This is a genomic window from Bradyrhizobium oligotrophicum S58 (genome assembly GCF_000344805.1).
Lineage (GTDB): Bacteria > Pseudomonadota > Alphaproteobacteria > Rhizobiales > Xanthobacteraceae > Bradyrhizobium > Bradyrhizobium oligotrophicum.
In genome coordinates this window covers 4,836,060-4,851,017 of record NC_020453.1, presented here as the reverse complement: position 1 = coordinate 4,851,017, position 14,958 = coordinate 4,836,060, and the positions used below count along the sequence as shown (strand labels likewise).

Genomic DNA, 14,958 nt, shown 5'->3' with positions numbered 1-14,958 from the left:
GGGAGGAGATCATGCCAAGCTACGAGACGAAGCTGCAACGCGCAGGAATATCCCGCCGCACGGCTGTCATGGGAATGTCGGCGGGCATTGCCACGCTGGCGATGCCGCGCCTGGGCCGCGCCGCTGACGACACCATCCGCATCGGCTTTCCGACGCCGCTGACCGGTCCGTTCGCTGCCGAGGCGCGCGATCAGGTCAAATGCGCCGAGCTGGCCGTCAAGCTCGTCAACGACAAGGGCGGCATCGCCGGCCGCAAGGTCGAGCTCCTGGTGCGCGACGACAAGCTCAATGCAGGCGAGGCCGCGACTCGGACCTTGGAGCTGATCGAGAAGGACAAGGTCCATGCCATCGTCGGCGCGCTCTCCAGCGCGGTCCAGCTCGCCGTCAACGAGGTCACCCGTGCGCGAGGCGTGATCTACGTCTCGATCAGCCAGTCCGACACCATCAACGAGGTCAAGGATTTCAGCAAATACACCTTCCACGAGGCGCTGAACCCGCACATGACCACGGCAGCGGTGGCGCGTCAGACCATCAAGAAAGGCATGAAGGTCGCGCATCTCGCTGCGGACTATGCCTATGGTCACGAGATGCTGCGCGGCTTCAAGCGGGCCCAGGCCGCGATCGGCGCCGAGAGCGTCGGCGAGATCCTGCATCCGTTCGGTGCCGCCGACTATTCGACCTTCATGCCGCGCCTGATGTCGCTGCGTCCGGATGTGCTGTGCATCAGCAATTTCGGCCGCGATCAGGCCAATGCGATCAAGCAGGCGGTCGATTTCGGCATCAAGCAGCAGATGAAGATCGTGGTGCCCGTGATCCTGCACAACCAGCGCCTGGCTGTCGGTCCCGACGTGTTCGAGGGCGTTGTCGGCGGCGCCAACTATTACTGGGGGCTGGAAACCCAGAACAAGACCGCGGCCGAGTTCAACAAGGCGTACCGCGCCGCCAATGGCGGCGCCATCCCGACCGACTACGGCGCTTACGGCTATTCCGGCGTCGGCTCGCTACTGCAGGCGATGCAGGCCGCGGGCGGCACCGACACCGACAAGGTCGTCGCGGCGCTGGAGGGACTGCAATACGACCTGACCAAGGGCCCGCAGCACTACCGCAAATGCGACCACCAGTCGGTGCAGTCGGTGCTGGTGCTGGAGTCGAAGAAGAAGTCGGCCATGGCCAACGACAACGATCTGTTCGCGATCGTGGCCAGCGACCCCGGTGCGGACGAGATGCTGCGAAGCTGCGGCGAGCTCGGCCACGCGACCTGATCCCGATCGCATGGACCTCTCGCTGATCATCATGCAGCTGTTTTCCGGCATCGCCCTCGGGGCGGTGCTGGTGATCACCGCGCTCGGCCTGACCATCGTGTTCGGCATGCTCGGTGTCGTCAATTTCGCCCATGGCGCACTGTTCATGATCGGCGCCTATGCCGGGCTTTATCTGGCATCGCTGACCGGCAGCTTCTGGTGGGGGCTGCTGCTCGCCCCCGTACTGGTCGGCGCGTTCGGCATGCTGATCGAATTCGTGCTGGTCCGGCGGCTGTATGGCCGCTCGATCGATGATCCCCTGCTGCTCACCTTCGGCCTCAGCTACATCCTGGTCGAGGGTGTGCGCATCGTGTTCGGCAGCGACGGCATTCCGTTTCCGACGCCGTCGCAGCTGATCGGCGTCGTCGATCTCGGCGTCGGCTTCTTTCCCAAATATCGTCTGTTCGTGATCGCGCTGGTGGCGGTCGTGCTGCTGGCGCTGTGGCTGATGCTCGAGAAGACGCGAATCGGCCTCATCGTCCGCGCCGGCGCCCGTGATCCCCAGATCATGCGCGTGCTCGGCGTCGACATCGGCAAGGTCTGGCTCGCGATCTTCGGCCTCGGCGTCGGCCTCGCCGCGCTCGGCGGCGTGCTGGCGGGGCCGATGCGCAGCGTCAATCCGGAGATGGGCACGCTGGTGCTGGCGGAAGCCTTCGTCGTCACCGTGATCGGCGGCCTCGGCTCGATCGTCGGCGCCGTCGTCGCCGGACTGATGGTCGGCATCTGCATCAGCATGGTCGCGCTGTTCGCGCCTGAAATGGCGACCATCGTGATGTTCGCGCTGATGGCCGCCGTGCTGCTGGTGCGGCCGCAGGGCCTGTTCGGCCTCAAGGGGAGAGCGTGATGACGGTGCAGTCGGCCGGCGAAGCACCGCCGCTTCCTCAAGCCCAGCGGCTCGTCGCGATCCTTTCCGATCATCGCGTGCTGGTCTCGATCGCAGCACTTGCGCTGCTGCCATGGCTGTTGCCGTCGAAGGCGCTTGCGGTCAACGTCTTGATCTACGGCGTCGTGGTGATGGGCTACAATCTGCTGTTCGGCTACACCGGGCTGCTGTCGTTCGGCCACGCCGCATTCTTCGGCACCGGCGCGTATCTGACCGGCATCGTCATCGGCCGCTGGGGATTGCCCTGGTTCGCCGCGGTGCCGCTGGCGATCGCAGCGAGCACAGTGCTCGCCGCAGTGATCGGCACGATCTCGACGCGCACCCGCGGCATCTATTTCTCGATGGTGACGCTCGCGCTGGCGCAGCTCGTCTACTATGTCGCGCTGCAGGCCTCGTCCTTCACCGGCGGCGAGAACGGGCTGCGCGGCTTTACGGTCGATCACATCAATCTGTTCGGAGTGCAGATCAACTTCCTCGATCCGCTCAACAAATACTATGTCCTGATGTCCCTCGCGGCGCTCGCGATCTGGGTGCAGTCGCGCATCCTCAACTCGCCGTTCGGCGCCGTCATCGAAGCGATCCGTGAGAACGAGCAGCGTGCGCGGGCCTGCGGCTATGACGTCGAGCGCTGCAAGCTGATCGTGTTCATGCTGTCGGGCGCGATCTCCGCGGTCGGCGGCTGCATGTCGGCGCTGCATCTGTCGATCGTCCCGCTCGACATCCTGCACTACCAGACCTCCGGCATGATCGTGATGATGGTGCTGCTGGGAGGCGCCCGCAGCTTCTTCGGGCCGTTCATCGGCGCCGCCACCTTCCTGATCCTGGAGGACGTTGTCTCGGTGTGGACGCCGCATTGGCAGATCGTCGTCGGCGCCATCTTCGTCGTGTTCGTGCTGTTCCTGCCCAAGGGCATCTGGGGCACCTTCCTGGACGCGCTGCCGGCGGCGAGGGAGCGGCGATGAGCACCGAATTGTTGCGCGCGGACGGGATCGGCCGCCGCTTCGGCGGCTTCGTCGCGCTCGAAGGCATCTCCGTCGCGTTCGCGGCGGGCGAGCTGACCTCGATCATCGGGCCGAACGGCGCCGGCAAGAGCACGTTCTTCAACATCCTGTCGGGCACGCTGTCGCCGAGCAGCGGCACCTTGCGCTTCAAGGGCCGCGAGTTGAACGGCTTGCCGCAGCATCGCTTTGTGCATCAGGGCATCTCGCGGTCGTATCAGATCACCAACATCTTTCCGGACCTCTCGGTGCATGAGAACGTCCGCGTCGCGGCGCAGGCGATGCGCGTGAGCTATGACATCTGGCGCAAGCGCGCGGATCTGGTCGAGCTGAGTGAGCGCGCCGACGCGGCGCTGACGTCTGTGGGCCTGATCGGCAAGCGCGGCGAGCTGGCGAAATTTCTCGCGCATGGCCAGCAGCGCGCGTTGGAGATCGCGATCGCTCTGGTGTCCGAGCCGGAGCTGCTGCTGCTGGACGAGCCGACCGCCGGCATGGGCCCGGAAGAGACCAAGGAGATGGTCGCGCTGCTCGAGCGATTGGCCGAGCGGCGCACGGTGCTGCTGGTCGAGCACAAGATGAAGATGGTGCTGGGCCTGAGCCAGCGGGTGCTGGTGCTACACCATGGCCGGCTTCTTGCGGATGGCAAGCCGGAGGACATCCGATCCAACCCCGACGTGCGCCGGGTCTATCTGGGACAGAGTGAAGGCTATGGCTGAGACCGCGTTGCTCGAGCTCGACGGCGTTCAGGCCTGGTATGGCGCCAGCCATGTCCTGCACGGCATATCGCTGCGCGTGAACGAGGGCGAGGTGGTTGCGCTCGTCGGCCGCAACGGCGCCGGCAAGACTACGACATTGCGTACCGTCATGGGCCTGATGCCGAAGGCCGAGGGCCGCGTGCGCTTCGCTGGGCAGGACCTGCTGCCGCTCGCGGCGCATCGGCGCTTTCATCTCGGTCTTGCTTACGTGCCCGAGGAGCGCCGCATCGTGCCGGGTCTGTCGGTGCGGGAGAATTTGCGGCTCGGGCTCGTCGCAGCCAAGGCCGAGATCGACGAGCGGGCTGCGTTCGCCGAGATTGCGGAGACTTTTCCACGATTGAACGAGCGGCTGGACCAGGAGGGCGTCACGCTCTCCGGCGGCGAGCAGCAGATGCTGGCGATTGCCCGCGCCCTGATCGCGCGGCCGCGCATGGTGCTGCTCGACGAGCCGTCGGAAGGCATCATGCCGGTGCTGGTCGAGGAGATGGGCGTGCTGTTCCGCCGGCTGCGCGACCAGGGCAAGACGCTGCTGCTGGTCGAGCAGAACGTCGAATGGGCGCTGCGGCTCGCCGATCGCGCTGTCATCATCGACCAGGGCGAGGTGGTGCACGAGAGCAGCGCCGCGGCCCTGCTGGCCGACAAGGACATTCAGGATCGCTATTGCGCGGTGTGATGTTTCGCCTGTCGTCCGCATCATCACACGCCGTCTCCCTCGGGCGGCGGCAGTTGCGGCAGCCGGGCGAGGCCGACCCCGGCCGCCTGATGCCGGAACATGCGTTCGATCAGTTCGGCGGCCTGGACCGCGGCATCGGCAGGCGCGAGCCCGCCCTGGCGGACATTGGAGATGCAGTTGCGTTCGGAATCGACGCGGCCGCGGCGCGGCATCCAGGTGAGGTAGAGGCCGAGCGAGTCGGCGGCGCTCAGGCCCGGCCGCTCGCCGATCAGGATGATCGAGGCTGACGCGCCCAACAGCTCGCCGATGTGATCGGCAAGCGCGACGCGTCCTTGCGATGCCACGATGACCGGTGACAGCCGCCGGCCGCTTGCCGTGAGACGCGGCATCAGCGGATCGAGCACGGGCAGGGCGTTGACCTGCACGGCGCGGCTGCTCAATCCATCGGCGATCACCAGCACGATGTCGGCGGATGCGCGCGGCTCCGACAGCAGCGCTTCTGATACAGGCGAGAGCAGGCGGCCTGCGTCGGGGCGTTGCAGATAGATGCTGCGGTCGGCGGCGCGGCTATGCACGGCCAGCGCCGGCCAGCCGCGTGCGGCGACCTCGGCGGCAAAGCCTTCGGCGTCGAACGGCTTCAGCACGGCATCGCGGGCCTCGGCATGTGCCGCCTGGAAGCCGAGATGGGCGGACGTCGGCACGCCGGGACCACAGCGGCCCAATGCGATGCGCGCCTCGGTGTAGCGCGACAGCCAGTTCCAATCGTCTGAGGCCGATGTTGCCGGCGTGCTGTCGTCGGAGCCGCTCATCACTTGGCCTCCAGCAACGGCAGGGAGGGCATCAGCCGCGCCGGCTCGAAGCTCAGTTCGCCTTTGATGTCGCTGATGCCGGTGGCAGCCAGCCACGCTTCGAACTCCGGCGCCGCGCGCTTGCCCAGCACCTTGCGGACATAGAGCGCGTCATGGAACGACGTGCTCTGATAGTTCAGCATGATGTCGTCGGCGCCGGGCACACCCATGATGTAGGTGCAGCCGGCGACGCCGAGCAGCGTGAGCAGGGCGTCCATATCGTCCTGGTCGGCCTCGGCGTGGTTGGTGTAGCAGACGTCGCAGCCCATCGGCAGTCCCAGCAGCTTGCCGCAGAAATGGTCTTCCAGCCCCGCGCGCATGATCTGCTTGCCGTCGTAGAGATATTCCGGGCCGATGAAGCCGACCACGGTGTTGACCAGCAGCGGCCGGTAGCGCCGCGCCACCGCGTAGCAGCGGGCCTCCAAGGTCTGCTGATCGACGCCGGAATGTCCGGCTGATGACAGCTCGCTGCCTTGTCCGGTCTCGAAATACATCACATTGCCGCCGGGAGGACAGCGCTGCAGGCTTTCAGCTGCGGCCAGCACCTCGTCGAGCAATGACAGCGTGATGCCGAAGCCGCGATTGGCCTCCTCGGTGCCGGCGAGCGACTGGAACACGAGATCGACCGGCGCGCGGCGCTCGATCGCCTTCAGCGCGGTCGTGACATGCGCCAGCACGCAGGACTGGATCGGTGCGTTCGACGCGAGACGCAACGCGTCGATCATGTCGAGCAGCCGCACCATGGTGTCGACGTCGTCGCTCGCCGGGTTGATGCCGATGGTGGCATCGCCGACGCCATACATCAGGCCGTCGAGGATGGAGGCCGCCACGCCCTTGGGATCATCGAGCGGATGATTGGGCTGCAGCCGCGTCGACATCCGCCCCGGAAGGCCGATGGTGCAGCGGAAGCGGGTGACGACCTCGCATTTGGCGGCGACCGTGACGAGGTCCTGCAGCCGCATGATCTTGCAGACGGCCGCGACCATCTCCGGCGTGAGGCCGGGCGACACTGCAGCGAGCGTCGCCGCGTCGGTCGCATCCGACAGCAGCCATTCGCGGAAAGCGCCGACCGTGAGGCTCGCGACAGCAGCGAAGGCGTTGCCGTCATGCTGGTCGACGATCAGCCGCGTGACCTCGTCGCTCTCATAGGGAATGACGGTCTCGTTGAGAAAGTGACGCAGCGGCAGATCGGCGAGCGCCATCCGCGCCGCGACGCGCTCGGCCGCATTCTGCGCCGCGAGGCCAGCCAGCACATCGCCCGAGCGCAACGGCGTCGCCTTCGCGAGCAGCGTCTTGAGATCGTTGAAGCGATAAATCGTGCCGCCCAGCGTGTGTGAAAAACTCATCGGCCTTCTGTCCTGTCTCGTCACACTGGGTGACTACCAGCGGCAGGTGTCGTCATCGCAAACAAACGCCCGCGCGTTTTGGTGCCTGCAAACCGCGTGCGCGAAGCGCAGCACGCGAGGCGGGCGCACTGCCGACCGACGATGCCTGCATCGTAGGCATCTGCTGATTTGCACGACATATGCGCAATCAGCGTAGACGCGGTTCCACAAATTTGCAAATAATCACTCAAATGCACAGGCCGCCGCGCGGGATCTGGCCCGCGCCGCAACCTCCGGGGGACAGGATCATGTCGCAGCTGTTGAAAGGCCTTTCCGCCAGTCTCGCTCTGCTTCTGCTCGGCGCCGTGGCACAGGCGGGGACGGTAACGGTCTACACGGCGCTGGAAGAGGACGAGATCGCCGACTACGTGAAGGCGGCCAAGACCGCGATGCCCGACGTCGATCTCAAGGTGCTCCGGCTGTCGACCGGCGACCTCGGCGCCCGCATCATCGCCGAGGCCGGCAATCCGCAGCATGACGTGATCTGGGGCTGGGCCGTCACCAACATGCTCGATCCACGCATCACTGCGCTCATCGAACCCTACGAGCCGAAGGGCGCCGACAAGCTGCCGGCCTCCGCCAAGGGCGCCGATTCGAGCTGGTTCGCTGCGACCGGGTATGTCACCGCGTTCTGCGTCAACACCGAGGTGCTGAAGGCAAAGAACCTGCCGATGCCGACGTCGTGGAAGGATCTCACCAACCCCGTCTACAAGGGCGAGGTGGTGCTGCCGAACCCGGTCTCGTCCGGCACCGGCTACATGCAGGTCGCCGGCATCCTGCAGTCGCAGGGCGAGGAGAAGGGCTGGCAGTTCCTGAAAGCCCTCGACGGCAACGTCGCCCAATACATCAAGTCCGGCTCGCGGCCCTGCAAGGCCGCGCGTAGCGGCGAATTCGCGATCGGCGGCTCGCTCGCCTTCGCCGCGATCAAGTCGATCGAGGAGGGCTTTCCGATCAAGATGGTGATCCCGACCGACGGTGCCGGTTATGAGCTCGAGGCCTCCGGGTTGATGAAGGCGGCCAGGAACAAGGCCGACGCCAAGCGCTTCCTCGACTGGACGCTGTCGCCCAAGGCCGCCGCGCTCTACACCAGCTACAAGGAGCTCGTGACCATCGCCGGCACCGCGCCGTCGAAGGCGGCGCAGACCGCGGGCTTCCCGGCCGATGTCGCCAAGGCGGTGTATCCGATCGATTTCACCCGCTCGGCCAAGGAGCGCGACGGCATCCTGAAAAACTGGCAGACCAGCATCGGCCGCTGAGCGGGGGCCGCCATGACGCTCGAGCTCGACCGCCTGCACAAGACGTTCGACGAGTTCATCGCGCTCGACCGCATCTCGCTCAAGGTCGAGGGCAGCGAGTTCGTCTGCCTGCTCGGGCCGAGCGGCTGCGGCAAGACCACGCTTCTCCGCATCATCGCAGGCCTGCTGACCCAGGACTCTGGCCGGCTGCTGCTCGACGGCCAGGACCTCAGCGCGGTGCCGGCGCGTGAGCGCGGCTTCGGCATCGTGTTCCAGTCCTACTCGCTGTTCCCCAATATGACGGTGGCCGAGAATATCGGCTACGGCATGCGCATCCGAAAGGTCGATCGCGCCAGGATCACGGCGCGCGTCGCCGAGTTGCTGGAGCTGATCAAGCTGCCTCATCTGGCCGACCGGCTGCCCTACCAGCTCTCCGGCGGCCAGCAGCAGCGCGTCGCGCTGGCCCGCGCCGTGGCGGTCGATCCCCGGCTGATCCTGCTCGACGAGCCGCTGTCCGCACTCGACGCCAAGGTGCGGGCGGACCTGCGCGTCGAGATCCGCGAGCTGCAGCGCAGGCTCGGCATCCCCACCATCATGGTCACCCACGACCAGGAGGAGGCGATGATGCTGTCCGACCGCATCGTCTGCCTGAATGCCGGCCGCATCGAGCAGGTCGGCGCGCCGCAGGAGCTCTATCTGCGCCCTGCGACGAAGTTCGTCGCCGATTTCATGGGCAGCAGCAATCTGCTGCCGACCGACTGGGTGCGCGACGCGATGCCGGCGCTGCTGACCTCGCGGCCTGATGGCGCCGATGCGGACTATCTCGCCTGCCTGCGTCCCGAGCATGTCCGGCTTCAACCTCTCGACGCCGGCGAGGCGAGGGTGGTCGACGTCACCTTCCTCGGCAACATCAGCCGCACCCGCGTTGCCTGGAAGGGCCGCGAGCTGATGGTGCAGACCGGTCCTGTCGACGGCGTCACGCCGGGCACCGCGGTTGCCGTGTCCGCCGACGCCGCCGGCTGCGGCTGGGTGCGCGCGTGAGTCTGGCTGCCGTCGAGATCGGCGAGCGCAGCAGCTTTCGCCTGCGGCGGGCCGGCAATGATCGCCTGCTGATCGCCGCCGCCATCGCGCTGCCGTGCCTCGCGCTGCTCATCTTCTTCGTTTTCCCGCTGACGATGATGCTGTGGCGCAGCCTGGTCGCCGACGACGGCAGCATCGGCTTTGCCAACTATCTCGCGCTCTTGCGCACGCCCGGCATCCTCAAGGCGACGCTCAACAGCCTGACGCTCGGCATCGCCACGACCGCCGTCTGCCTGATCCTCGGCTTCGTGCAGGCCTATGCGATGACCCGCACAAGCGTGCCCGGTGCGCGCATCGTCTCGGCGGTGCTGGCGCTGCCGATGCTGGCGCCGTCGCTGGTGCTCGGCCTCGGACTGATCTTCCTGCTCGGACGCAACGGGCTGATCAGCGGGATGCTCGGCAAGCGCATCGACATCTACGGCTTCCCGGGTCTGCTGATCGCCGATGTGCTCTATGCTCTTCCGCAGGCGGTGCTGATCCTGAAAGCGGCGCTCTCCCATGCCGACGCCCGCTACTACGACGCCGCCGAGGTGATGGGGGCGGGGCGCTGGCGGCAGTTTGTCGACATCACCCTGCCGAACGTGAAGTTCGGCCTGCTCAGCGCCGGCTTCGTCGTGTTCACGGTCACCATCACCGATTTCGGCAATGCCGCCGTTATCGGCGGCGACTATGCCGTGCTGGCGACTGAGATCTACAACCAGGTCACCGGGCAGATGAAGTTCGGCATTGGCGCCGCGGTCGGCCTGCTGCTGCTCGCGCCGACCGGCCTCGCCGTCTATATCGAGCGCGTCGCGGCGCAGCGCCAGTTCGGCGGCGGGTCCGAGGGCGCGGTGCCGCCGCAACAGAGCTTCGTGCCGGCGCGGGACATCCCGCTGTCCATCGTCACGGGCCTTTCGACCCTCTCCGTGCTCGCGGTCATCGGCGTCGTCGTCTATGCCAGCTTCATGCGGCTGTGGCCGTACCGGCTGAGCTTTACGCTCAAGCATTACGACATCACGCTGAGCGGCGGCTACGCGCCGCTGTGGACCTCGCTCCTGGTGTCGCTGTTCGCCGCGGGGCTCGGCACGCTGCTGCTGTTCGCGCTGGTCTATGGCCTGCGCCGGCTGCCGTCGTGGCCGGCCAAGATCGTCTATCTCGTCGCCGTCATGCCGGTCGGCGTGCCCGGCCTCGTGCTGGGCCTGTCCTACATATTCGCCTTCAACATCGCGGGATCGCCACTGTCGGTGCTGTACGGCTCGACCTTGCTGCTCGCGCTGTGCAACTTCTATCACTACCATACCCAGGGCTTCCTCACGATGGTGACCGGCATGCGCGCAGTGCCGCCGGCGCTGGAGGAGGCGGCGACCTGCCTCGGCAGCGGCGCTGCGCAAGTGCTCGCCAATGTCATCGTTCCCGTGATGTCGCCCACGCTGGTCTCCGTGTTCTTCTTCCTGTTCATGCGCTCGATGGTGACCTTGTCCGCGGTCATCTTCCTGGTCACGCCCTCGCTCGGCATCGCCGCAGTCTCCGTCATGCGGCTCGACGAGGCCGGCTTCGTGTCGCAGGCCGCGGCGTTCTCGACCTGCATCATGGCGGTGGTCTGCGCCGCCGCCCTGGTGATGCAGCTGTCGCTGAAATGGCTGGCGGCGCGGAGCGGACGTCGCTGATGCTGCAGGAGGACCGCCATCAGCGCATCCGCGCGCTGCTCGCCACCGTCGGTCGCGCGACCACCGACCGCATCGCCACCGATCTCGGCGTCTCCCGCGAGACCGTGCGCCGCGACGTGCTGGCGCTGGAGGCGCGCGGCGAGCTTCGCCGTGTCCATGGCGGCGTCGCCGCGATCGCGCCGGAGGCGGAGCCGCCGATCACGGTGCGCGCCCGCGTGCGGCTGGCCGAGAAGACGCGGATCGCGCAGGCGGCGGCGCGCATGGTCAGCCCAGGCCAGACGCTGTTTCTCGACGTCGGCTCGACGGTCTCGATCCTCGCCCGCGAGCTCGCGACTTTGTCGGGCCTGACCATCGTCACCAACTCGTTCGAGGTCGCGACCATCATCGGCGGCGCCCCGAGTGAGCGCAGCAACCGCGTCATCGTGCTCGGCGGCGAGCTCGGCAGCACCCTGCCGGCGACGTTCGGCTCGACCACTGTTGCCGAGATCCAGCGCTTCCAGGCCGACGTCGCGCTGCTGTCGCCGGTCGGCGTCGACCACCGCTACGGCGCGACCAGCTTCGACATCGAGGAGGCCAACGTCGCCCGCGCGATGGCGGCAGCCGCCAGGCGCGTGCTGATCCTCGCCGACCACAGCAAGATCGGCCAGACCAGCCGCGTCGCCTATTGCGCGCCGGAGCGCATCGACAGCCTGATCACCGATGCGCGCGCCGCGGAGGAACCCGCGCTCGGCGCACTGCGCGGCGTGGTCGGCGACGTCGTGATCGCCTGAGGCTTGCAGCGGTTGCACTTGGCATCGCGCGCGCTAAGGTCGCGCGCCAACCACACAATAAGAGGGAACACACATGGCGCGCGTCCGCTGTATCACCGAGATGGGCATGGGCGTCGACGTCCATGGCCGCGATGCCACCAAGGCCGCCAGGCGCGCGGTGTCGGATGCGATCCGCCATTCCAGCCTGGGCTTCTTTCGCATGGTCGGCAAGACGCCGCAGGACATGTTCGTGGACGTCACCATCGGCGTGCCGAATCCGGAGGCCGTCGACACCGCAGCGGTCGCCAAGGAGCTGCCCTACGGCACGGTAACCGTCACCGCCGTGAAGGGCGGGCTGGAGATTCCGGCCGAGGCCGGCAGCGACGCGATCATCATCGCCAATGCCGCGGTGCTGGTGCATCTCGACGATGGCAGGTAGCCTTGGGCAAATGAGCTTCGGCAAGTAGCTCTGAGCAGTTTGAGCCGGCGCCTGCATCGGCGCGGGCGTGTCTGATGCAGATGTCAAACAGCGGGATGTGCGATCGCGATCCCGCGATGCGTTGCGCACCCGGGTGGTGTCCGAACGATGTCCCTCTTTCGAACAGAGGGCGCAGGGAAGACCGGGTATCCGCTGATACCCGCGGCCCCCGTGCGTGAAGAAGTGCACGGGGCAGGAACCACAGGCTCAGCCGGACATTCCGGCCTTCCCTGCGCAACGGTTTTGCGGCTTATACGTGCTCTCCCCGGGGACCGGCTTGATTGCCCCCGTCGCCTGCCGATCATCATCTCGGCCGGCTTGACCTCGGCGTCGGGAGGTCAGGACCACACGATTTCGCCGGCGCACCCTGTCGTTCGTCCGCACGGCAAAGCCATGCTGCGACACAATGTGCCCGTCGCATCACCGCCTCCACGTTCGTGACGACCGCGAAGCGCCCCTCATGGCGAGGCGGGATGGGCACACTGTTTCACAGATTCCGAAAAAACGAAAGTGAAATTTTGGCTTGCGTGACCTCGTCACCGCCAACGCATTGAGGGCGTTGCTGGAAGACCGTTCGCCGTGCGTCGGGCGACGGCGACGCGGAGCGCGGTGAAAGCCTGCCGCTGTCGGCAAATCGGTGCTTGAGTCGCCCGTCGGGCAGAGGTGGAGCCAACATAGAACCCGACTTGCCGGTCGCACAACCAAAAGAAGTATTAAAGAAGAGGTATTATAGATAGGCTGATGCGTCAGGCTGTTGTTGCCTCCGGGATCGTTGCGGCTCGAGGCGAACTTGGGAAACCATCGGCGGAGAGAAGATCAACATGGCCACCATTACTATCAATGTCATCAACGAGAGCCTCGACCTGCAGAACTTTTTCATCTTTCAGCAGCTGGCGGTGTATTCGGGTGAACTGCAGGTCTATGCGAATAGTCTCGATAGCCAGGCTTCGCCGCCCCACGCCACGTCGGACGCTCATCTCACATTTTTGATGGATATCGACTGCCAGCCGGTCATGATCTTCTACGTCCAGACTGGGGAATATCCCGCCGGGACCGTCGTGAACTTCACGAACGCGTCGATCAACGCGGCGGTGTGCGACGCGACGCCCGGATACACGACGTTCAACGTGACGTACAATGCCGATGGAAGCTGGAGTGTACAGACCGTGGCTTTGGCAGGGCCGGCCGAGGATCAGCTCGGTGTGGTCGAGGTGGGGCAACCAGACGACCTCGACCGGTGCGACCAAGTTTGATGTCGTCGTCACGAATGAGGCTGATACCGAGGTCATTGATGATTGAGCCCGCTCAGTCTCGATGCGGAGGCGGCCTGGTTGAAGGCTGGTCCGCACACAGCCGACCGGAATGACATGGTATCGCGCGCCGAGATCAAGCAGCAGAACGACATTCTCCTGCGGCAGCAGCACGACTTCCGCCGGGCTGCCGACATCGTGACCGATGCGCTGGCTGCGTTCGAGGAGATCGAGGCGATTGCGGTGATCGGCTCGGTGGCCAAGCCGCTGTGGAAGGAGGTGCCGCGCTTTCGCGATTTTCGCCGCGCTGGCGTCGAGGTCTGGCACGAATGCAAGGATCTCGATCTCGCCGTGTGGATCAGCTCGCAGCATCGGCTGGGCGACATCCGCAGGGCCCGCGATGGAGCCTTGGCCGCCGCCTACAAGGCCGGCACGGGGCCCGGCACGGTCGGCCATCAGGTCGAGATCTTCCTGATCGCGCCCGGCACCGACCGCTATCTCGGACGTCTCTGCTATTTCAGCACCTGCCCGAAACACAAGCGGGATTGCGCCACACCGGGTTGCGGCGAGATCGCCTTCAACAAGGTCGTCGACGGCTTCGAAGCGCATCCGGACCTGCTGGCGCCGGCGAGCTACGCGACCTTGTATCGACGGGGGCAGGGACGGCTGCGCTCGGCCCTCGATCTGCCAAGACCGCAGCAGGACAGCGATTGAGGCGCAAGCTTCATCGTGCGCGCGTGGGCCTGGCTGCGGAGCGAGATGCGCGGGGCAAGTCTCGTGAGCTGTCCGGTTGCGTTCAGGACACCCGGATCTCGGTTTCGCCCTCGGGCCCGATGAGCGTCAGGACCCGGGCGCGCCCTCGCCCCGAGAAGTTCGGCTAGCCCCGTCAACCTCCGATTCTAAAGCGGCCGAATTTTGCGCGCGTTCGGAGCGTAAGGGTCGTGGCTCACGCACGACAAGTTTGTCCATCGCAGGAAAATCTGGCACACCCGGCCGCTGCCCGCAACGAGATGGTGGTCGTGATGCCAATCGAAGATGTCGAATCTCTGAAGGCCGCAATCGCCGACGGTCGCACGCCGGAGCTACTGCTGTTCTGGGGACACACCGCCAGGACGGACGAGATCGGCAAGCACGTGCTCAGCCAGTAGTGGCCGGCTGCGTTCGCGCTCGATGGGCGGGCCTATGCGACCGCCGAGCATTACATGATGGCGCAGAAGGCGGCGTTGTTCGGTGATCAGGAGACGCACGACGCCATTCTGGCAGCGCCTGGTCCATCGCAGGCGAAGAAGCTCGGCCGGGCTGTCCGCGGCTTCGATGATGCGCGTTGGACCGCCCACCGCTTCGAGGTGGCGGTGCACGGCAATGTCGCGAAATTCGGCCAGAACCCGGCACTCGCGGACTGGCTGCGCTCCACCGGTGATGCCGTGCTGGTCGAAGCGAGCCCGGTCGATCGCATCTGGGGCATCGGCCTTGCAGCCGACGATCCCCGGGGCGCGCGATCCCTCCGTCTGGCCCGGCCTCAACCTGCTGGGCTTCGCGCTGATGAAGGCCCGCGCTCGGCTCGGTTGAGGTCTCCCGATTACAGCGGTGGATTGATTAGTGTGTTCCGCTGCTCCCATGCGCCGAACACGCAACCAAGCTAGGGCGAAATCTTGCCGCCTTGAGCAGCCAAAGATG

At 66.2% G+C, this 14,958-nt stretch carries 15 protein-coding genes and 1 pseudogene; 14 read left to right on the top strand and 2 right to left on the bottom strand.

The genetic code is table 11. The features are described from left to right. The first annotated feature begins 11 nt into the window (after window positions 1–11). The 5 genes from S58_RS20895 to S58_RS20875 are packed head-to-tail and all read left to right on the top strand — an operon-like array spanning window position 12 to window position 4,610. Window positions 12–1,262, top strand: a complete 1,251-nt coding sequence (locus S58_RS20895) for an ABC transporter substrate-binding protein (protein WP_015667360.1) — start codon at window positions 12–14, stop codon at window positions 1,260–1,262. A gap of 10 nt (window positions 1,263–1,272) precedes the next feature. Further along, on the top strand, window positions 1,273–2,145 hold the full coding sequence (locus S58_RS20890) for a branched-chain amino acid ABC transporter permease (RefSeq protein WP_015667359.1): 873 nt from the start codon (window positions 1,273–1,275) through the stop codon (window positions 2,143–2,145). After that, a complete protein-coding gene (locus S58_RS20885) occupies window positions 2,145–3,146 on the top strand; it encodes a branched-chain amino acid ABC transporter permease (protein ID WP_015667358.1) in 1,002 nt (333 codons plus the stop codon). Before S58_RS20890 ends, S58_RS20885 begins: the two co-directional genes overlap by 1 nt. Then, window positions 3,143–3,898: an ABC transporter ATP-binding protein gene (locus S58_RS20880; protein ID WP_015667357.1), complete on the top strand. Its 756-nt coding sequence runs from the start codon at window positions 3,143–3,145 to the stop codon at window positions 3,896–3,898. Before S58_RS20885 ends, S58_RS20880 begins: the two co-directional genes overlap by 4 nt. Then, a complete protein-coding gene (locus tag S58_RS20875; RefSeq protein WP_015667356.1) occupies window positions 3,891–4,610 on the top strand; it encodes an ABC transporter ATP-binding protein in 720 nt (239 codons plus the stop codon). The genes S58_RS20880 and S58_RS20875 overlap by 8 nt, the downstream gene beginning before the upstream one ends. A gap of 23 nt (window positions 4,611–4,633) precedes the next feature. Here S58_RS20875 and eutC read toward each other — a convergent pair whose 3' ends face one another. Then, window positions 4,634–5,419 (bottom strand): ethanolamine ammonia-lyase subunit EutC, encoded by a 786-nt coding sequence (gene eutC, locus S58_RS20870; RefSeq protein ID WP_015667355.1) that lies wholly within the window; start codon window positions 5,417–5,419, stop codon window positions 4,634–4,636. Beyond that, window positions 5,419–6,804, bottom strand: a complete 1,386-nt coding sequence (locus tag S58_RS20865; protein ID WP_015667354.1) for an ethanolamine ammonia-lyase subunit EutB — start codon at window positions 6,802–6,804, stop codon at window positions 5,419–5,421. The genes eutC and S58_RS20865 overlap by 1 nt, the downstream gene beginning before the upstream one ends. A gap of 287 nt (window positions 6,805–7,091) precedes the next feature. Here S58_RS20865 and S58_RS20860 point away from each other — a divergent pair, with 287 nt between their 5' ends. The 9 genes and pseudogenes from S58_RS20860 to S58_RS20825 all read left to right on the top strand — a co-directional run. Beyond that, window positions 7,092–8,099: an ABC transporter substrate-binding protein gene (locus S58_RS20860; RefSeq protein WP_015667353.1), complete on the top strand. Its 1,008-nt coding sequence runs from the start codon at window positions 7,092–7,094 to the stop codon at window positions 8,097–8,099. A gap of 12 nt (window positions 8,100–8,111) precedes the next feature. Further along, window positions 8,112–9,119, top strand: a complete 1,008-nt coding sequence (locus S58_RS20855; protein ID WP_015667352.1) for an ABC transporter ATP-binding protein — start codon at window positions 8,112–8,114, stop codon at window positions 9,117–9,119. Continuing rightward, a complete protein-coding gene (locus S58_RS20850; protein WP_015667351.1) occupies window positions 9,116–10,804 on the top strand; it encodes an ABC transporter permease subunit in 1,689 nt (562 codons plus the stop codon). Before S58_RS20855 ends, S58_RS20850 begins: the two co-directional genes overlap by 4 nt. After that, on the top strand, window positions 10,804–11,574 hold the full coding sequence (locus S58_RS20845; RefSeq protein ID WP_015667350.1) for a DeoR/GlpR family DNA-binding transcription regulator: 771 nt from the start codon (window positions 10,804–10,806) through the stop codon (window positions 11,572–11,574). The genes S58_RS20850 and S58_RS20845 overlap by 1 nt, the downstream gene beginning before the upstream one ends. Window positions 11,575–11,647: 73 nt before the next feature. Beyond that, entirely contained in the window at window positions 11,648–11,992 is a 345-nt protein-coding gene (locus tag S58_RS20840; protein ID WP_015667349.1) for a Lin0512 family protein, read from the top strand. Window positions 11,993–12,852: 860 nt separating this feature from the next. Further along, complete coding sequence (locus S58_RS20835; protein ID WP_015667348.1) at window positions 12,853–13,284, top strand: hypothetical protein; 432 nt, start codon at window positions 12,853–12,855, stop codon at window positions 13,282–13,284. 114 nt (window positions 13,285–13,398) lie between these two features. Beyond that, window positions 13,399–13,995, top strand: coding sequence for a hypothetical protein (locus S58_RS20830; protein ID WP_042340838.1), 597 nt, complete (start codon window positions 13,399–13,401; stop codon window positions 13,993–13,995). Window positions 13,996–14,300: 305 nt separating this feature from the next. Continuing rightward, window positions 14,301–14,429 (top strand): hypothetical protein, encoded by a 129-nt coding sequence (locus S58_RS39355; protein ID WP_277996590.1) that lies wholly within the window; start codon window positions 14,301–14,303, stop codon window positions 14,427–14,429. Window positions 14,430–14,441: 12 nt separating this feature from the next. Further along, window positions 14,442–14,924 (top strand): annotated as a pseudogene (locus tag S58_RS20825) (NADAR family protein); the annotation flags it as partial. Window positions 14,925–14,958 lie beyond the last annotated feature (34 nt).